Source organism: Mycobacteroides abscessus ATCC 19977, assembly GCF_000069185.1.
Classification (GTDB): Bacteria; Actinomycetota; Actinomycetes; order Mycobacteriales; family Mycobacteriaceae; genus Mycobacterium; species Mycobacterium abscessus.
Genome location: NC_010397.1, coordinates 662100 through 679876 on the forward strand (window position 1 = coordinate 662100; position 17777 = coordinate 679876).

19 protein-coding genes and 1 tRNA gene are annotated in these 17777 nt (G+C 63.9%); 16 read left to right on the forward strand and 4 right to left on the reverse strand.

Features of this window, described 5'->3' with window-relative positions:
- Positions 1-39: 39 nt before the first annotated feature.
- The 9 genes from scoE to MAB_RS03520 are packed head-to-tail and all read left to right on the forward strand — an operon-like array spanning position 40 to position 8668.
- Positions 40-909, forward strand: a complete 870-nt coding sequence (gene scoE / locus MAB_RS03480) for a (3R)-3-[(carboxymethyl)amino]fatty acid oxygenase/decarboxylase (protein WP_005064878.1) — start codon at positions 40-42, stop codon at positions 907-909.
- On the forward strand, positions 906-1460 hold the full coding sequence (locus tag MAB_RS03485; RefSeq protein WP_005113189.1) for an FcoT family thioesterase: 555 nt from the start codon (positions 906-908) through the stop codon (positions 1458-1460). The genes scoE and MAB_RS03485 overlap by 4 nt, the downstream gene beginning before the upstream one ends.
- A gap of 54 nt (positions 1461-1514) precedes the next feature.
- On the forward strand, positions 1515-2999 hold the full coding sequence (gene fadD10 / locus MAB_RS03490) for a fatty acid--CoA ligase FadD10 (RefSeq protein ID WP_005113190.1): 1485 nt from the start codon (positions 1515-1517) through the stop codon (positions 2997-2999).
- The gene (locus tag MAB_RS03495; RefSeq protein WP_032667629.1) at positions 2992-3243 is read left to right on the forward strand and encodes an acyl carrier protein; all 252 of its coding nucleotides are present in this window, start codon (positions 2992-2994) and stop codon (positions 3241-3243) included. Before fadD10 ends, MAB_RS03495 begins: the two co-directional genes overlap by 8 nt.
- Complete coding sequence (locus MAB_RS03500; RefSeq protein ID WP_005113191.1) at positions 3240-7400, forward strand: AMP-binding protein; 4161 nt, start codon at positions 3240-3242, stop codon at positions 7398-7400. Before MAB_RS03495 ends, MAB_RS03500 begins: the two co-directional genes overlap by 4 nt.
- Positions 7401-7431: 31 nt before the next feature.
- The gene (locus MAB_RS03505) at positions 7432-7740 is read left to right on the forward strand and encodes a PE family protein (RefSeq protein WP_005085575.1); all 309 of its coding nucleotides are present in this window, start codon (positions 7432-7434) and stop codon (positions 7738-7740) included.
- A 40-nt stretch (positions 7741-7780) separates the two neighbouring features.
- Positions 7781-8074, forward strand: a complete 294-nt coding sequence (locus tag MAB_RS03510; protein ID WP_005064886.1) for a type VII secretion system protein EsxS — start codon at positions 7781-7783, stop codon at positions 8072-8074.
- A gap of 22 nt (positions 8075-8096) precedes the next feature.
- A complete protein-coding gene (locus MAB_RS03515) occupies positions 8097-8387 on the forward strand; it encodes a WXG100 family type VII secretion target (protein ID WP_005062633.1) in 291 nt (96 codons plus the stop codon).
- A 56-nt stretch (positions 8388-8443) separates the two neighbouring features.
- The gene (locus tag MAB_RS03520; RefSeq protein WP_005085579.1) at positions 8444-8668 is read left to right on the forward strand and encodes a heavy-metal-associated domain-containing protein; all 225 of its coding nucleotides are present in this window, start codon (positions 8444-8446) and stop codon (positions 8666-8668) included.
- Positions 8669-8694: 26 nt separating this feature from the next.
- Here the strand turns inward: MAB_RS03520 and MAB_RS03525 are convergent, their stop codons facing one another.
- Positions 8695-9501 (reverse strand): class I SAM-dependent methyltransferase, encoded by an 807-nt coding sequence (locus MAB_RS03525; RefSeq protein ID WP_005085580.1) that lies wholly within the window; start codon positions 9499-9501, stop codon positions 8695-8697.
- Positions 9502-9668: 167 nt separating this feature from the next.
- On the opposite strand from MAB_RS03525, the gene MAB_RS03530 reads away from it, so the two are divergent.
- The 5 genes from MAB_RS03530 (at position 9669) to MAB_RS03550 (ending at position 13230) form a co-directional block, all read left to right on the forward strand.
- The gene (locus MAB_RS03530; protein ID WP_005113192.1) at positions 9669-11075 is read left to right on the forward strand and encodes a PPE domain-containing protein; all 1407 of its coding nucleotides are present in this window, start codon (positions 9669-9671) and stop codon (positions 11073-11075) included.
- 155 nt (positions 11076-11230) lie between these two features.
- Complete coding sequence (locus MAB_RS03535) at positions 11231-12268, forward strand: NAD(P)/FAD-dependent oxidoreductase (protein ID WP_005113193.1); 1038 nt, start codon at positions 11231-11233, stop codon at positions 12266-12268.
- Entirely contained in the window at positions 12265-12612 is a 348-nt protein-coding gene (locus tag MAB_RS03540) for a YidH family protein (RefSeq protein ID WP_005065640.1), read from the forward strand. The genes MAB_RS03535 and MAB_RS03540 overlap by 4 nt, the downstream gene beginning before the upstream one ends.
- A gap of 96 nt (positions 12613-12708) precedes the next feature.
- A tRNA-Thr gene (locus MAB_RS03545) sits at positions 12709-12783 on the forward strand.
- Positions 12784-12831: 48 nt separating this feature from the next.
- Positions 12832-13230 (forward strand): HNH endonuclease signature motif containing protein, encoded by a 399-nt coding sequence (locus tag MAB_RS03550; RefSeq protein ID WP_005113194.1) that lies wholly within the window; start codon positions 12832-12834, stop codon positions 13228-13230.
- 19 nt (positions 13231-13249) lie between these two features.
- Here the strand turns inward: MAB_RS03550 and MAB_RS03555 are convergent, their stop codons facing one another.
- Positions 13250-13999, reverse strand: a complete 750-nt coding sequence (locus tag MAB_RS03555) for a hypothetical protein (protein WP_005085587.1) — start codon at positions 13997-13999, stop codon at positions 13250-13252.
- Positions 14000-14112: 113 nt separating this feature from the next.
- Here MAB_RS03555 and MAB_RS03560 point away from each other — a divergent pair, with 113 nt between their 5' ends.
- On the forward strand, positions 14113-14856 hold the full coding sequence (locus MAB_RS03560; RefSeq protein ID WP_005064128.1) for a response regulator transcription factor: 744 nt from the start codon (positions 14113-14115) through the stop codon (positions 14854-14856).
- Entirely contained in the window at positions 14822-16399 is a 1578-nt protein-coding gene (locus tag MAB_RS03565) for a sensor histidine kinase (protein WP_005085588.1), read from the forward strand. The genes MAB_RS03560 and MAB_RS03565 overlap by 35 nt, the downstream gene beginning before the upstream one ends.
- Here the strand turns inward: MAB_RS03565 and MAB_RS03570 are convergent.
- Positions 16371-16775 (reverse strand): HIT family protein, encoded by a 405-nt coding sequence (locus MAB_RS03570; protein WP_005087112.1) that lies wholly within the window; start codon positions 16773-16775, stop codon positions 16371-16373. The two genes, MAB_RS03565 and MAB_RS03570, sit on opposite strands and share 29 nt — an antisense overlap.
- 9 nt (positions 16776-16784) lie before the next feature.
- Complete coding sequence (locus MAB_RS03575) at positions 16785-17756, reverse strand: EamA family transporter (protein ID WP_005113950.1); 972 nt, start codon at positions 17754-17756, stop codon at positions 16785-16787.
- Between the last annotated feature and the right edge of the window lie 21 nt (positions 17757-17777).

The window sequence follows — 17777 nt, forward strand, 5'->3', positions numbered from 1 at the left end:
GCATTAGTTGGTCATATCCGCGAGAAGGTTAGGGAGTCGATGACGCTCAACGTGAAGGGCGAGGGACTGGGGGCGCAGGTCACCGGGATTGATCCAGGCAACCTGGATGGCATTACCACCGAGGAGATCCGCGAACTCGTCTACCGGCACAAGCTCGTCGTCCTCAAGGGCGTGCACCCCACGCCCGAGCAATTCATTGAGCTCGGCAGATTGATCGGCGAGATCGTGCCCTACTACGAACCCGTCTACCATCATCAAGACCACCCGGAGATCTTCGTGTCTTCTACCGAGGAGGGGCAAGGGGTTCCGCGCACAGGTGCGTTCTGGCATGTCGACTACATGTTCATGCCGAAGCCTTTCGCCTTCTCCATGGTGTTGCCATTGGCGGTACCTGGGCATGACCGTGGTACCTACTTCATCGATCTCAGCAAGGTATGGGAATCGCTGCCTGCAAAGACAAAAGACGCCGCACTCGGAACATTCAGCACACATACCCCGCGCCGCTACATCAAGATCCGCCCGAGTGATGTATACCGGCCTATCGGTGAGATCCTGGCGGAGATCGAGCGAACCACTCCTCCGCAGAAGTGGCCGACGGTGATCAAGCACCCGAAGACAGGGGAGGAGATCCTCTACATCTGCGAGGCGGGCACCGAGACCATCGAGGACGGGGCCGGCCGGATACAGGACGCCGCGCTGCTGCAGCAGCTCCTCGAGGCTTCGGGCCAGCTCGACCCGGACTACGCGTCGCCGTTCATCCACGCCCAGCACTACGAAGTCGGGGATATCGTATTGTGGGACAACCGCTCTCTTGTGCACCGTGCGAAGCATGGGACAGCATCGGGCACGTTGACCACCTACCGTCTGACCATGCTGGACGGACTCGAGGCTCCGGGGTTCGCGGCGTGAGCGCGGTCGCCGCAACACTGTCGGTACAGACCGGACTGCCGTCGGCGGGCATGGTGCCGATGTCCGCGGCCTTGCTCAGCAGGGTTCTCGAACCGTATTCGTACAAGGGGTGTCGTTACCTGAACGATGCCGAGTACGGCATCACCTCCGACGCGGTGCATGCACAGGGAAACTTTGCGATCGACGAATCCGCGTACATCCGGAGCACCGGGCACTTCAACGCCGTGGAATTGGTGCTGTGCTTTAACCAGTTGGCGTACTGCGCCTTCGCGCAAGGTGTTGTCAACGACGATATCTGGGCGTTTCGGGGCTGGTCGATCGACGACTATTGCGAGAACCAACTCGCCAGCATGCTGATCAAGAGCACGTCGTCGCGGTTTCGGCGCCTGGTCAATCCGAGGCAGTTCTCCGCCCGTTTACAGGCGCGGGATTTCCATATCGTCGACCGTTCATGGCGCTATCTCCAATTCCACAGCACCATCGAATTCTGGGATCAGGATGGAGGATCTGCGGCGGGAGAATTCGACATCGCGGTCCTCAACATCCCCTAGCCCTCCGACCGGAAGCACATCGTCGCCGTCATGTCTCATTCGCCACCGCCCACCGTGCTGGAACGAATCGTCGCACAGGCCCGGACACGGCCGGATTCAATCGCGTTGCGTCGCTGCGATGGTCGTGACGCCATGAGCTACGGTGAGCTCATCGGTGCCGTCGAAGACCTGGCCGCGACACTTGAAGCCGGCTCGGTCACGCACGGTTCGCGTGTCGTCGTCCTCTCGGACAATGGACCCCAGACATATCTTTCGGTACTGGCATGTGCCCGGCTCGGCGCCATCGCGGTCATGGTTGACGATTCCTTGCCCGCGGCGACTGTCGCGCGGTTCAGTGAGATAACCCGGCCTGCTGCCATCATTCCGAACGAGGGCGGTGGTGTCGGTGCCGAAAATGGCGAAAGAGCTTATCCGAAGGCGCAACCCGACAGTGGTGCGGACGAAGCGCTCGCGATGATCTTCACCAGCGGCACCACCGGTGAGCCGAAGGCCGTGCTGCTGCCCAATCGGACGTTCTTCGCTATTCCGGACATTCTGCGCGCCGAGGGACTGCGCTGGATCGATTGGGTAGCGGGGGAGACAACCTACTCACCGCTGCCGGCGACGCATATCGGCGGGCTGTGGTGGATCCTCAATGGGCTGATGCACGGTGCTTCGTGCATCACCGGTGGCGAGCAGGGAGCGTCGCTGCGGGAACTACTTGTCGACAATGAGGTGGCCACCGCGTGTCTGGTGCCTACTCTCCTCACCAGATTGGTCTCGGAACTCAAGCTCACCGGTACGGATGTTCCCGCATTGCGCTTCATTGCCTACGGCGGTTCACGGGCGATAGCCGCCGATGTGAGGTTCATCGAAGCAGCCGGAGTGCGGACGGCTCAGGTTTATGGGCTGAGTGAAACAGGCTGTACCGCATTATGTCTGCCGACAGATAGCGAATCCATTTCCAGGATTGAACAGGGGGCTGTGGGCCGCCCCTACCCGGGCGTGCAAACCTACCTTTCCCCTGAGGGCGGGGGCGACCCGACCACGGGTGCCGAGTCCGCCTCCTACGGCACATTGTGGATCAAGTCGCCGGCCAACATGCTGGGGTACTGGGGAAGCCCCGAGCGCACCGGCGAGGTGCTGGCCGAAGGCTGGGTGAACACCGGTGATCTGGTGGAGCGTCGTGCCGACGGGTTCTTCTATATCAGGGGACGCTCGTCGGAAATGATCATCTCTGGCGGTGTCAACGTGGTTCCCGATGAGGTCGACCGGATCGCTGAGGACATAGCGGGTGTGCGTGAAGCGGCGTGTTACGAGATACCCGACGAGGAATTCGGAGCACTGGTCGGATTGGCCGTAGTTGCCACCACCGAACTCGATGGTGCGGGCACCGCGGCGTTGAAGCAGCGGATCGCGGCCAGGTATCGGCGTGAGTCGGAGTCGATGGCCAGGCCGTCGACCATCGTCCTGGTTGAGGACATCCCCCGGACCAAATCCGGCAAGGTGATGCGTTCAGCGTTGTCCGCCTCGCTCAACGGGGCACGTGCGCGTGTCTGAAACTACGAGGGACCGGATTCTGGCGGCAGTGTGCGAGGTGCTGTACATCTCGGAAGCTGATCTCTTTGAAGGCGATTCGACCGATCTGCGGGAGCTGGGCCTGGACTCGGTCCGGTTCGTGCTGTTGATGAAGCAGCTCGGCGTGACCCGTGGCTCGGAGTTGCAGAAGCGTTTGGTTTCCGACCTTTCCGTCGCGGGTTGGGCTCAGATCCTGGAACAGGGACAGCCGGAGAGCGCCACATGACGGTAGTCCTGGAACCTCAGGTGGACCGCGTGCCGATGAGCCGGTCTCAGCAGAACATGTACAACGGTGCCGTACAGGCGAGCGATCCAGGGTTGTATCTGATTGGCAAGAGCTTTCGCTTTCATCCCATCGAACTGGCGGCATTCATGTGTGCGCTGGAAGCGGCGGTGGCCGCCAATCCGGTGCAGTTGTGTGTCCTGGAACCAGGTGTTCAGCACGATCGACATCCAGAGCTGGTGCAGCGGCTGCAGTTCGGAGACATTGTGTCGATTGCCGCGGACGAGGAGGGGCTGACCGCCCGTACCGCCGACGCAGTGGCAAGCCAATGGGCCGCCGATCTCAAGGCCAGGCCGCTTGTGCGTTATACCGTGCGCACCGGCGCGGATGGACGAGTGCGGGGTCTGGACATCCACGCACACCATCTGCTGCTCGACGGCGGTGCCATCGGTGTCATCGAGGCCGACCTCGGCCGAAACCTCTCGTCAGCCAAGGAAGCCAAGGTCTCTCGTACCACCGGCGCACTGACACGTATCGCTACGGCACACAGCCGCGAGATCGCGAAGGCGGATGAATCGCTGCAGCGTTTCGGGGCGGCGATCCAACGCGAACTGACGGACGCCGCACGGCGCTCCGTGCCCGGGCAACACTGCGACGGCGCGGCGTCCGGCGCCGCCAAGGGCGTGCTGCTGGAATCGGTCACCGTATCCGCCAAGGCGTTCGATGCGATCACCGCTCTCGCCGAGCGCGAGCAGGTGCCCTTGAATATCCTGGTGGCCGCGGCCGCGGTGGCGGTGGATGCAAGTCTGCGGCAGAGCACACAGACGCTATTGATTCACGCGGTGGACAACAGGTTCGGTGAGCCCGACCTGGAGGTCGCCACCTGTTTGGTCAACTCCATCGCGCATCCGGTCAGCTTCCCGGCCTTTGCCTCGGTACGGGAAGTCGTGCGTTCCCTGGATCGCGACTACGTCAAGGCTTCGCGTCGCCGGTGGCTTCGCGAAGAGCAGTACCGCCGCATGTATCTGGCAATCAACAAGACAGCGCAGGTCGAGGCGTTGACCTTCAATTTCATTCGCGAAACGTGCGCGCCCGCGCTGCGCCCCTTCCTCTCGGCCGCCCCCCGTGTGACGGACATCGGTCCGGTGGAGGGCATGACGGTGTCCTGCGTCGCCGATGAAGATCGGCGCACTCTCACCCTGTCCATCTGGCACCGTAGCGATCTGCCGAAGGCAAGCGCCCACCCATGGGTCGCCGAGAGGATCGCCGGGGCACTGAGCTCGATGGAAGCGATGTGGCACATGCCGATCGCGATGACGGTGAATGAATGGTTCGGGATCGGCGCCGACGGCGCCCGTCGCCGCGGCGACGACCACGCGCCGGCCGAATCTACTGCGCTGCCTGCCTGGTTCGTGGACAGTGAAGACGCCGTGGCGGAGTTCTTACAGAGGCGTAGATTCGTCGAGCCGTGGATCGGATGGCTGATCGCTGCCGGCGTCTCGCCCGGTGACATTGTGGTGTGCGCCGACGACGACTCCGATAAGGCCATTGATCTACTGATCGCCTGCCACCTTGCCGGGTGTGGATACAGTGTGTGCGAGAACTCAGAAGGGCTTGTCGCGCGCTCTGATTCGATTGCGATGCAGGGTGACGACATCACGGTGCATGCGGTAGATATCGCTGTGACCATCCCCACCGAGCTGGATGCTTCGATGCGGGGACGCGTTGCCGAACGTCGAGAGCAGGTGGCCAAAGATGGTGCCCTGGCGGAGAAGACGGCGTACATAATGGCCACCTCTGGGTCGACAGGCCGGCCCAAACTGGTGCCGATCTCCCATGGCGCATTGGCGCTGTTCGTTCGTGCGGCCGGTGATGCATATGGCTGGTGCGCGCAGGACCGCATTCTGCAGTGTGCACCACTGACATCGGATATCAGCGTCGAGGAAGTCTTCGTGGCCGCGAGCCGCGGCGTGCAGGTCATCCGTTCTGCCGCGATGAAATCCGCAGACCTGAGCGCACTTGTGCATGACATTCGTGAGGCCGGCCCAACCCTGCTCGACTTGCCGACCGCCGTGTGGCATCTGTTATGCGAGGACGCTGAGTCGCTGGCCCTGATCGGCGCCTGCGGTGTGCGCCAGGTCGTCGTCGGGGGAGAAGCCATCCGTCCCGGTGCCGTAGATCAATGGGTGAAATCGACGGACAAGAACGGCATCTCGCTCATCTCAACCTACGGGCCAACCGAGACCACGGTGGTCGTCACACACCTGTCCATCGCGGCGGGCGACGGTGTCGACTGCCGTCGAATGGGCGTACCGGTTGTGCCGAACACCGTCTTTGTCGCGTTCGGCGAAGTCGTCATCGTGGGTGGTACCGTCTCGGCGGGGTATCTGGGCACCCCAAGCGAGAGTTTCGGTGTGGTCCGCACCGGAGAGGGCAAGTCGCGACCGGCCTTCGCGACCGCCGATCGTGTGGTGTTCGACGAGGACGGACTTCCCTCGTTCGCCGGGCGCCGCGATGCCATCGTGAAGATCTCGGGCAAGAGGATTGACACCGCCGCGATCATCGCCCGCGTAGCCGAGGACCGGGCGGTTGCCGATGTCGACGTGGCGGTGCACAACGGCGCATTGGTGGTCTGGTTCCAGACCCGTCACGGTGTGGATGACAACGAATCGGCCGTGAGTATCAGACGTCTACTGGTAGAACTCGGTGTCTCATCCTTTGTTGTCGTAGCCGTGCCGAGTATTCCGCGGAAGCCGAACGGCAAGGTCGACAAGGACGGCCTGCGCGCCCTGCCGCAATTTGTGGAAGCGGTGCCCGATGAAGCCAAGGCTGGAGAATTGGCCGCCGGCCTGGCGCGAATCTGGAGCGAGCTGCTGGGACGCAGGATCGGCGCGGAATCTTCGCTTCTGGCCGAGGGGATCGGCTCGCTCGACCTGATCAGGATCCTGCCGGCCAGTCGCCGGCATCTCGGCCGCGAACTGTCGGTGTTGGATCTGATCAGCGCGGACAGCGCCGCTTACCTTGCGGCAGCGGGTGCGGCGGTCGATGAGCTGGCAAGGCGAGACATCGCCGATATCGCCACCGATCTAGAGCGGATGACGCACTCACGAGCCTTTGCGGCGTTGTGTGGCAATGCTTCCGGCGCCGTCGACGATGGTCCGATCGTCGTGCTCGGCGCCTCCGGAATTGTCGGCACCGGCTTCGCGCGCGCCACGCTGGAGCTGAAACGCGAAGGCAGGCTGCGGCCCGACGTCGTCCTGGTCACCAGATCGCCACTCCCCGACGATGGCCCCTGGCCGGGCCTCACGGGTGTCGGCGGTGTCAGGGTTCTACATGCTGGGCCGGAGTTCAATCCCGGGGCAGTGGACGAGCTGATTCGCGTCACCGGCGCGCGCACGCTGGTCAACTGCATAGGGAACACCAATGTGCTGGCCCCTTATCGCGATATCCGGGATGCCAATGTGGAATGGGTGTCTGCGGTCACTCGCGCCTGCACGTCTGGGGGTGTGCGGCTGATTCACATGTCGACCTTCGTCGTCAACGCCGATGCTGTCGCCGCCCAGGTCACCGACCCTCGCGAGGCGGTGTACCCCTACGCGGCGTCAAAGGCGCTGGCGGAACTGATTGTTGCGGCAGCGCCGGGCGAGCTCGACTTCACGCTCGTGCGGTTACCCCGAGTGCTCGGTGAGGCCGGCCAACTGGGTCGCAGCGCCGACATCCTGGTGTCGATTGTTGATGCATGTATGGCGTTGCACGCCTTCCCTTCCGTCAGGTTGATCGAAGAGGTGACCACCGGTGCTAGCGCAGCCAGAGCGATCCTGGGAGTGGCCGCAGCACCGTCCCCGCTCGGTCGGGGAGTGAACGTGGTGCGCGGCATGCCGGTTTCGTACACAGACTTCCTCGGTGGCTTCGGTATTGAAGGGCTCGAGCTACGCGAATGGAAACGACTTCTGGATCGCAGTGCTTGGGCAAAGCGGAATCCGCGGCGATGGTCGGTGATCGATGCCTGGGCAGGTCTGGGGATGCGGCTGGGGTCGCGCACCTATGGCGACTATCTCGCGGGCCATCGGACCATACCGCTCGAAACAGCGCACATAGCCGAGCTTTTCGCTGTCCCGGAATCGATTAGGGACCTACTTACCCAGGGATGTTCCCGATGACTGTAGCGCAGCCAAAGGAGGAGAATTCGCGATGAGTCTCAATGTCGTTCCCGAGGGCCTGACCGCGGCCAGTGCCGCGGTGGAGGCCCTGACCGCCCGGCTGGCCGCGGTGAATGCGGCCGCCGCCCCGGTGATCGGCGCGGTGATGCCACCGGCTGCGGATCCCGTATCGATGCAGAGCGCGGCCTTGTTCAGCGCGCACGGGCTCGAACGCACAGGTGCCGGTGCCAGGGCCGCTTATGAGCTGGGGCGGTCCGGAGTGGGCGCCACGGAGGCCGCCGCAAGCTACACCGTCGGCGATATACAAGCTGCTGCAACGTATCTACCGGGAATCGCATAGTGCCCGGGACAAATCACCACGATCAGAGAAAGGCAATGTTATGAGTTTGCTTGATGCGCATATTCCGGCTTTGGTGGCCGCGGAGGGCACTTTTGGTGCCAAGACGGCGTTGATGCGTTCGACGATTTCGCAGGCGGAGTCGGCGGCGTTGTCGGCGCAGGCGTTTCATGTGGGTGAGTCCTCGGTGGCGTTCCAGGCCGCGCATGCCCGGTTCGTGGAGGTAGCGGCCAAGGTCAACGCGCTGCTGGATATCGCGCAGGTCAACCTCGGTGATGCCGCGGCCACCTATGTGGCCGAGGACGCCGCCGCCGCCAGCCGTTACGTCGGCGTCTAACCCCAACAGACAGGACAGAGAAATGTCGCAGATTACTTTCAACTACCCCGCGATGCTGGCCCACGCCGGTGAGATGAACACCTACTCGGGTGTGCTGACCGCACTGGGTGCTGACCTGGCCGCCCAGCAGGCCTCCCTGCAGGCGGCCTGGCACGGTGATACCTCGATGAGCCAGGCCGCCTGGCAGGCCCAGTGGAACACCGCCATGGAAGAACTCATCCGCGCCTACCGCGCCATGGGCTCCACCCACGAAACCAACACCTTGTCGATGAACGCCCGCGACATGGCCGAAGGAGCCAAGTGGGGCGCATAAACGCCCGTCGACAGGCCTAAATCTATTGTGATTAAACAATTCAGGAGGAAATGAATATGTCCGAACAGATCTTTGCCATCAGCGGGATGCACTGCAACTCATGTGTGATGGGTGTGACCGAGGCGCTCACCGCGCTCGCACCGGTGCGCGAGGTGTCGGTGGACCTGGACCCTAAGGGCGCCTCGACGGTGCGTGTCCTGACCGACAGCGTGCTCTCTGTCGAAGAGGTTCATGACACGCTCGTGCGGGCCGGTGGCGATTTCGCCGTGGCCGCAGGATAGCCAGGGCAAGCCGAATTGCTGATGCCTCAGCCGAACTCGACAACGGTATGAGGTGCGCGCCACCGGTCGAGGCCGGGTAGCGCGTACAGCAACGGAGCCGCCCAGCGCAGTACCTTGCCGCGCCCTGCCGGCATCCGTAGCTCCCGAACACTGCGGATGCCGGGAATGGCGCGTAGTTCGTCGTATTGATTCGCGGTGAACGAGAATGGCATTGGCGGAACAACGTACTGCTCACTGAGCCGTATGCCGCGCTGTGAATGCGTGCTCAGGAATTTAGGTACCGAATCAAAAATCAGCCTGCCGCCCGGAAAGCGTTGCGCACAGACCGATATCAGGTCAAATACCAGATCGCGCTCCAGGTACTGGAACAGGCCCTCCGCGGTGATCAGCACACCCGCGGAGTCGTCGACCCTGTCCATCCACGAGTAGTCCAACGCTGATTGGGCGCAGTGAGACAACCGCTCCGATCGCGGAAGGAGCCGCTGCCGCAACCGCACAATGGGCTCCAGGTCTACCGAGAGCCAGGTTAGCCGGCCGTTGTCGACGCGCCAGAAACTGGTCTGCAGTCCCTCGGCCAACGCCACCACGGTGGCGCAGGGGTGGTAGTCCAGGTATTCCCGTGTCGCCTTGTCGAATATCAAGGCGCGCAAGGCTGTAGCCTGATGGGTACGACCGAAGTGCGCAAAATCGTAGTCGACGCTGGCGTGTAGCGAGATGGCCATCGGGTCGTCGAGGATGCCGTCCGTGCGCGCTGCTTCAGTTGCTCGTTGATGCAAGGTCAGCAGCGCGGTCTCGGACACGCCGTCGAGATGGCGAACATCGATGCCAGACATGGGCCCGACTGTACGGGACGGCACGCGCGAGTGGGAATTCGTGGCGCACAACGATAAATGTGATTTCCGACGCTGATTCTGATTGTTCGGGAACTTTCTGGTACGCGGCCCGACCACTCCTATGGCGACGCGAAACCGTTTGCGTCCATTCAGTAGGGAGGCGGCGCGTGACGGCACCGATATGGATGGCAGAGCCTCCGGAGGTGCATTCGGCGCTGTTGAGCGCGGGACCCGGGCCGGGTGCGGTGCTGGCCGCTGCCGTGCAATGGCAAGAGATCGGGAACAACTACGCCAACACGGCGGTGGAGCTGGCTCAGGTATTGGCCGGGGTGCGGGCGGGCAGTTGGCAAGGGCCCAGCGCCTCGGAATACGTGGCCGCTCACCTGCCCTACTTGGCCTGGCTCGAACAGGCCGCGGCGGAGAGCAGTGTCATTGCCGCACAACATGAAACAACCGCAGCAGCTTATAACAGCGCCCTGGCGGCCATGCCCACGCTCGCGGAGTTGGCCGCTAACCACATTACGCACGGAGTCCTGGTCGGCACGAATTTTTTTGGAATCAACACCATCCCCATCGCGCTCAACGAAGCCGACTACGTTCGTATGTGGGTGCAGGCGGCGGCCACCATGAGTGCTTACCAAGCGACCACGGAGGCCATGACGTCGGCGATACCGCCAACCCAGCAGCCGCCCGCAATCCTCAGCCCGGGCGGTGAGGCCCGCAGTGATCAATCGGACGTTCCGGGATCACCGGATCAGATCATGAAGATGCTGCAGGGCTTTCAGCAGTGGTTCGAGAAGATGGGCTTCAACCCGGCGACCTCGGCAGTACTGGCCGTGATCATGCTGTTTCTCTATGACCTGTTGTGGTACCCGTACTACGCCTCGTACCTGTTGCCCTTCCTGATCCCCGCTCTTAGCGGGCTGAGCGGCCTGGCCGCGCTGATGCACCTGCGGCCGGCGGCTCCCGGACCGGTGCCGGCGGCCGCGCTGTCCCCGGGAGACAGGCCGATACGCCGGCCAACCCAACACGTGGAGCCCAATCTTGCTGCCCTGCCGCTGCCCACTTCCTCCGTGGTTCCCTCGGGCGGCTCCTCGGTGCCGGTATCCACACCGACCGCGCCCGCTCATACCGTGTCTTCGGTCCCGGCTCCATCCGCGGCCATCAGCTACGCGATACCGGGTTTGGTACCACCCGGGGTGAGTTTTGGACCCAAGAGCACCGAGAAGTCATCCGAGTCGGCCGTCGACACCGTCGCTGCCGTCGCGGCGGCGAGAGGGGCTGTGGCGGCCCAGGCCCGGCGCAGGTTGCGCGGTAAGAACAAGGCCGAGGCCGGGGGCAGGCGACACGAGTACCTGGAAGAGACGGCCGGAATGGGGGCGACGGCCACTGCAGACGTTCCGGCGTACGCGGCGACCGGCCGGGGCACCGGCCCCCTCGGCTTCGCGGGCACCGCGCCGGCCGCAGCGAGTACACACGTCGCCGCAACGGTCAGGCTCTCGTCCGATGAGGCCCGGCAGGTGATACCCATGCTGCCGAGCACGTGGGACGCCGATGGCGGCGACCAGAATTAGCGCCTGGAACTGCATGTATAAGTAAAACTTTGGGGCTGCTCACGGATTGGTCCCTACTCACGATCCTTTTTGCGCCGAACAATCGAAGACAGTTGCCGCACGTAATAGCGGCGATATAGCGGCGATGTTCGCGAGATTGCAGAGAGGCCAGAACAGTGAGCGAGTACGTGTGGACGGTGGTCGGAGCGGGACCCGCGGGTATTGCGGCAGTGGGGAAGCTCATTGATCACGGAGTGCTGCCCGCGTCGATCGCCTGGATCGATCCGGAGTTCACCGCCGGCGATCTGGGTGCGAAATGGCGTGCGGTGCCGAGCAATACGTCGGTGAAGCTGTTCATCAACTACCTCACCGGCGCAGATTCCTTCCGTTTTGCCCACGCACCGCATTTCGCATTGAACGACTTGGCGCCTACCGACACCTGCCTGCTCGGTGATGTCGCGGATCCGCTGGTATGGATTACCGGGCAGCTGTGCGCTCAGGTGAGTGCGCTGCGTACCCGTGCGACAGGTCTTGCGCTGCATGGCGGGCGGTGGGAGGTGCAGACCGAACTGGGTGAAATCACTTCCAAGAACGTGATCTTGGCCGTTGGATCGGTCCCCAAAAAGCTTGCATACCCGTGGCTGAACGAAATTCCGATCGAGGTGGCACTTGATCCCGCCAAATTGGCCGAGCAGCCGTTGGAGGGGGCCACCGTCGCGGTGTTCGGTGCGTCGCACTCCAGCATGATCGCGCTGCCAAACCTGTTGGCGGGCCCGGCTGCCAAGGTCATCAACTTCTACCGCGGGCCGCTGCGCTACGCGGTGGACATGGGGGAGTGGACCCTGTTTGACGACACCGGACTCAAGGGTGAGGCCGCCCGCTGGGCCCGCGAGAACATCGACGGAGTGCTTCCGGACCGGCTACAGCGTTGTCTCGTGGACAGCCCGGAATTCCCCGAGCTACTCGAGAGTTGCGATTACGCGGTGTATACGGTCGGATTCAGTCCTCGGCCCATTCCCGCCGCGCCGCAGTGGGGTCAGCTGGAATGTAACGCGGCCAACGGAATCATCGCCCCTGGCCTGTTCGGCGTTGGAATTGCTTTCCCGGAGTACCGAATTGACCCGACGGGCTTCGGGGAATATCGGGTAGGGCTGCAGAAGTTCATGGACCGTCTCACCAAGACCTTGCCGCTGTGGCTGAAGTACGGCTCGTGATCACCGACGAGATCGCGGGTACCGAGCCCGACTACCGATTCACGCTCGCCAATGAACGGACCTACCTGGCCTGGGTGCGTACTTCCTTGGCGCTGATCGCCAGCGGTGTCGCACTCATGCAGTTCGTTCCGGAGTTCGGGATTCCGGGTGCCCGGCACGTGGTGAGCATCGTGTTGGTGACGACGGGCGGGTTGCTGGCCATGGCGGCCGCACGGCGCCGACGCTGTGTGCAGGAGGCCATGCGGCGCGATATGGCGCTGCCGCCGAGCCATATGCCGACGTTCCTCAGCGTGCTGTTGCTGGCGATGGTGGTGCTCTTGGTGGCGCTGCTGTGCACGGGCTAGCACGTGTGGAGCCCCTTGCGCGGTAGAGGCTGGCCGCCTGGGGTGGTCTCCGAACCTGCCATCGGTGCGGCCCGCTAAGCTGTTCGACGATCCAGCGCCTCCGTAGCTCAGTGGTAGAGCACCCGCCTTGTAAGCGGAAGGTCGTCAGTTCAATCCTGACCGGGGGCTCCACACGGTACTCGGATTGTCGGTATCCGCCGTTAGTTTCAGACCGTGAGAGTGTGCCTCGGCTGTGGTGCGCCGCTAACCAAGCGCAGCCAGAAGGTTTACTGCGGTAACGCCTGCCAGGCGCTGGCCAGGCGAGACGTATGCACTCAACTGTGGCTTGAATCCGGTGAGGCCTGGGTCGACAGTCGTCGCGGGCACTACATTCGAGCCTTCCTTACCGAGGCTCAATCGGACCGTTGCGCGATCTGTGGCGGCGCGAGCAGTTGGCAAGGCTCCCCGCTCGTTTTCGTTCTGGACCATGTCGACGGAAACCCGGCCAACAATTGCCGCGACAATCTGCGGCTCGTCTGCCCGAACTGCGACTCGCAACTGCCGACCTACAAGAGCCGCAATCGTGGCAATGGACGCAGTTCCCGCCGGCGGCGCTATGCCGACGGTAAGTCGTACTAGCCGATAGCGACGCCGCCGGCTACCTCTCACCCTCGATAACTCGCTCGGACCGCGCTGGCCGCGGCGAGCCCGACGGCCGCGCGGGGCGCCGGCGTGGCAGGAACCCGCCCAAGGGGCTCATCACGGAACTCAAGGCCGACACCGTATCGGTCAGCAGTTCGACGGTAGGGGTCAGCGCGTCAATGCTCGGCGCGGCCTTGGTGAGCATCTCCGATAGATCGGCCAACTGCTGTAGGGGGCCGTCGGTGGCGGTGAACTTGTCCAGCACGCCCTCTTCCCGCATCAGCCTTTCCAGGATTCCGTCCTCGGCGAGGAGCTGATCGACCAGACCGCCGGGAGCCAACGCCCGGTCCACGGCGCCGTCCGGTGCAGTCAGTCGGTCCACCGGGCCGTCCTTGGCGAACAAGCGGTCCAGGACGCCTCCGGGTTCGGTGAGGCGATCGGCAAGCCCACCGGGCGCCATGATGCGTTCCACCGGTCCTCCGGCGCGCAGTGCTCGGCCTAGCGGTTTGTCTTCCTCCATGAGCTCGGCGACCTTCATCGCGGAGTGCAGGGGACTCTTGCGTCCGGCCATCCCGAACAGGGATTCGACGGCGCTCACCAGGCCCGCGCCGGGGGCGTCACCCTGGTCGTCGGCTGGCCGGCCGTCGGGAAGTGCAGCGAGGATCTCGCGTCCGGTATCGATCGCCCGAGACGCCACCGCCAATCCGGTGTCGGCAACGGCCAGCGAAATCTTGAGAGGCGCGGTGATCAGCGACACCAGCTTCATGGCTCAACTGTAGGGCGACCTCGCGCGGTTGGCTGACAATCTCCTGTGAGTAACTCACAGGAAGCTCACAGTGAAGATCCAGCGCATCGTAAATTTTGGGGGGAAGATTACCTATGGTGAGCATCACGACAGAGACACACCAAGGAACCTTCTCCGCCAACGGCACCACCCCCGCCAAGGTGCTGGTGGTCGACGATGAATCGAACATCGTCGAGTTGCTCTCGGTCAGTCTCAAATTCCAGGGCTTTGATGTCTATACCGCAGACAGCGGAGCCGCCGCCCTGGACCTGGCGCGCACGGTCCGCCCCGACGCGGTGATCCTCGACGTGATGATGCCCGGAATGGATGGATTCGGAGTTCTGCGCAGGCTGCGCGCCGACGGCATCGACGCACCGACACTGTTCCTCACGGCACGGGACGGCCTGCAGGACAAGATCGCCGGCCTGACGCTGGGCGCAGACGACTACGTGACCAAGCCATTCAGTCTGGAAGAGGTGGTTGCCCGGCTGCGGGTGATCCTGCGCCGGTCCGGCATGGGCTCCGAGCCGGCTCGCAAGTCGCGACTGAGCTTCGCCGATATCGAACTCGATGAGGACACCCATGAGGTGTGGAAGGCGGGGGAGCCGGTGGCGCTGTCTCCCACGGAGTTCACACTGCTGCGCTATTTCATGATCAACGCGGGCACCGTGCTCAGTAAGCCCAAGATCCTCGATCATGTGTGGCGCTACGACTTCGGTGGCGACGTGAACGTGGTGGAGTCCTACGTCTCGTATCTGCGCCGCAAGATCGACAACGGTGAGAAGCGGCTATTGCATACTCTTCGTGGCGTGGGATACGTATTGCGCGAGCCGCGATGAGCGTCTGCGCGAAGAGCAGTTGGCGCTGCTAGTGGCAGTCCCCGGCGTTCGTCGGGGTGTACCGCTGCGGGTGAGCCTTGTGGTCGGAACCCTGGTTTTGGTTGCGCTGGGGCTGGTGGCATCTGGCATCGCGGTGACCACCACCATGCAGCGCACCATGATGAACCGCGCCGATCGTGAACTGATCGACGCCGCGAATGGATGGGCCAATCGGCCGCCTCCACCGCCGCCGGCCTTTGAGACAACGCGCCATCGACCCCCGTCGTTGTTCTTCATCCGCACCACCGATGACCGTGGCCGGGTGGTCATCATGCTCAACGATCGGGCTCGGGCCGATCCCGATCTGCCCTTCGACAACGACGTGGGTGGCCGGCCGGTCACGGTGCGGTCGTCAGACGGCGGAACCGAGTGGCGCGCGGTGTCCCGGCACGACGCGTTGGGCGGCTACACGACTGTGGCGCGCGATATCACCGATGTGCGTACGACGGTTCGAGACCTGCTGTGGTTGCAAGTGGCGATTGGGATCGCGGTGCTGACCGTGCTCGGCGTAGCCGGGTATTGGTTGGTGCACCGCAGCCTGCGTCCGCTGGCTGAGGTGGAGGCGACGGCCGCCGACATCGCCGCCGGGCACCTGGACCGCCGGGTTCCAGAACGTGACCCGCGCACCGAAGTGGGCCGATTATCGTTGGCGCTCAACGGAATGCTCGCGCAAATCCAGCGTGCGGTGGCAGACTCGGAGAAATCCGCGAAGGCCGCGCGCACCTCCGAAGAGCGCATGCGCCGCTTCATCACCGATGCCAGTCATGAGCTGCGCACACCCTTGACCACCATTCGCGGCTATGCGGAGCTCTATCGACAGGGCGCGGCCACCGATACCGAACTGGTGCTCGGCCGCATCGAAGGGGAGTCAACCCGCATGGGACAACTGGTGGAGGATCTGCTGCTGCTGGCGCGGTTGGACGCGCATCGCCCCATGGAGCAGCGGTTGGTCGATTTGCTGGTGCTGGCCACCGACGCCGTTCACGACGCGAAAGCCACTGCCCCCGAACGTGATGTGGAATTGGAGGTGTTCGATGGCCCGGGCACTCCGGAGGTGATCGGTGATGAGCTCAGGCTACGTCAGGTCCTCGGCAATCTGGTGAGCAACGCATTGGGTCACACCACTGCCGCAGTGCGGGTCCGGGTCGGTACCGAGGGCGATGACGCCGTCCTCGAGGTCATCGACCGTGGACCCGGTATGACCAAGACGGACGCCGAGCGTGTCTTCGAACGGTTCTATCGCGCGGATTCCTCGCGCACCCGAAGCAGCGGCGGCACCGGACTCGGCCTGTCGATCGTTGACGCCCTCACCGCCGCGCACGGTGGCACCGTCACGGTGCACACCGCGCCCGGCGCGGGCTGTCGATTCGAGGTTCGGCTGCCGCGCGCCGACATGACCGACGACGACGCGGACGTGGACGAGCCCGAATCGGCGACGCCGGATGCCGCGGCATCCGAACCAAAGATCGTGCGGGCTAGTCGATCTGAGTCAGCGCAGCCTTGATCTTGGCCTGTGCCTCGTCGAGGGATTCCGCCGAAGCGTTGGGATCGGCATTCTCGAAGCTGAAATCGGTGAGCTGGTAGCCCGGGAAAACATGTACGTGTAGGTGTGGCACTTCCATGCCCGCGATGATGTAGCCGGCGCGCGGTGCGTCGAAGGCCTTGCGGACGGCGCGGCCGATGCGCTGCGCCACGAGATTGACCTTCGCGAAAAGCGCCTCGTCGATGTCCTGCCACTGGTCGATCTCGGCGCGGGGCACCACCAGGGTGTGGCCCTGGGTGATCGGGGCGATGGTCAGAAAGGCGACGACGTCGTCGTCCTCGTAGACGAACCGACCGGGGAGTTCTCCGTTGATGATCTTCGTGAACACACTCGACATGCCCCCAGGTTAGTGGCCCGCGGGGGCGGCGCAGGCAGACAGCTCACGCGGTCCGCGCTCGGGTGTGTCGGTGTGCTGGGGTGCGCGGGCGGCGGGGCGTGCGGTCATGCCGATCAGGCACCCTGTGATCACCACCGCGGCTCCGACGAGTTCGAGTGCGGTGGGCCGCTCACCGAGTGCGAGCCAGGACGTGGTGATGCCCACGATGGGAACCAGCAGCGAGAACGGGGCCACCCGGCTCGCCGGATATCGGCCCATCAGATACGTCCACAGGCCCAGGCCGACGATGGTGGCCAGCACCACGATGTAGACGAGGCCGGCCAGGGCGATCAGCCCACTATGTGTGCCGATCGAGGTGAGCGCCTTCCAGCCCGCGTCCGGCCCTTCGAGAAAAGCCGACAGGGCGAACAGAGGGATGGGCGGCACCACGGACATCCACAGGGTGAGCCGCAGGGGCGTGTGGGGATCGGTGTTGTGTTCCATGGCCTTTCGGCTGGCGATGTTGCCGAAGGCCCAGCCCAGCGCGCCGAGCAGCGTCACGACTACCGGCACCACCGCGGCCGAAGCACCATGCGTGGCGCGATCGGCCGCGATGAGTGCCATCCCGGCGACCGCGAGCGAGATTCCCGTGACCTGCACGGCGGACATCCGCTCGCCGAGCAGCACCACACCGAGGATCGCCGTGAACGGCGCGGAGGCCTGCAGGACCAGGGACGCCAGACCGGTCGGCATGCCGTTGGCCATGGCCAGGAACAGGAATGCGAACTGGATGGTGCCGAATCCGAGTCCGTAGAGCAGCAGCCATCGCACCGGCACCCGAGGCCAGGGAACGAACAGGATTACCGGCAGCGCCAACACAGCGAACCGCAGACCCGCAAAGAACAGTGGTGGGAAGTGCTCCAGTCCAGCGTGAATGGCCACGAAATTGACTCCCCACAGCACGGCGACGGTCAATCCGAGGAGACGGTGCCGAGTAGTCATGGCGTCGATCCTGCGCAGCGA

Coding starts and splice junctions, on each gene's coding strand:
- MAB_RS03520 (WP_005085579.1), top strand. CDS start 8,444: ATGTCCGAACAGATCTTTGCCATCAGCGGGATGCACTGCAACTCATGT.
- MAB_RS03510 (WP_005064886.1), top strand. CDS start 7,781: ATGAGTTTGCTTGATGCGCATATTCCGGCTTTGGTGGCCGCGGAGGGC.
- MAB_RS03575 (WP_005113950.1), bottom strand. CDS start 17,756: ATGACTACTCGGCACCGTCTCCTCGGATTGACCGTCGCCGTGCTGTGG.
- scoE (WP_005064878.1), top strand. CDS start 40: ATGACGCTCAACGTGAAGGGCGAGGGACTGGGGGCGCAGGTCACCGGG.
- MAB_RS03570 (WP_005087112.1), bottom strand. CDS start 16,775: ATGTCGAGTGTGTTCACGAAGATCATCAACGGAGAACTCCCCGGTCGG.
- MAB_RS03505 (WP_005085575.1), top strand. CDS start 7,432: ATGAGTCTCAATGTCGTTCCCGAGGGCCTGACCGCGGCCAGTGCCGCG.
- MAB_RS03515 (WP_005062633.1), top strand. CDS start 8,097: ATGTCGCAGATTACTTTCAACTACCCCGCGATGCTGGCCCACGCCGGT.
- MAB_RS03525 (WP_005085580.1), bottom strand. CDS start 9,501: ATGTCTGGCATCGATGTTCGCCATCTCGACGGCGTGTCCGAGACCGCG.
- MAB_RS03560 (WP_005064128.1), top strand. CDS start 14,113: ATGGTGAGCATCACGACAGAGACACACCAAGGAACCTTCTCCGCCAAC.
- MAB_RS03500 (WP_005113191.1), top strand. CDS start 3,240: ATGACGGTAGTCCTGGAACCTCAGGTGGACCGCGTGCCGATGAGCCGG.
- MAB_RS03555 (WP_005085587.1), bottom strand. CDS start 13,999: ATGAAGCTGGTGTCGCTGATCACCGCGCCTCTCAAGATTTCGCTGGCC.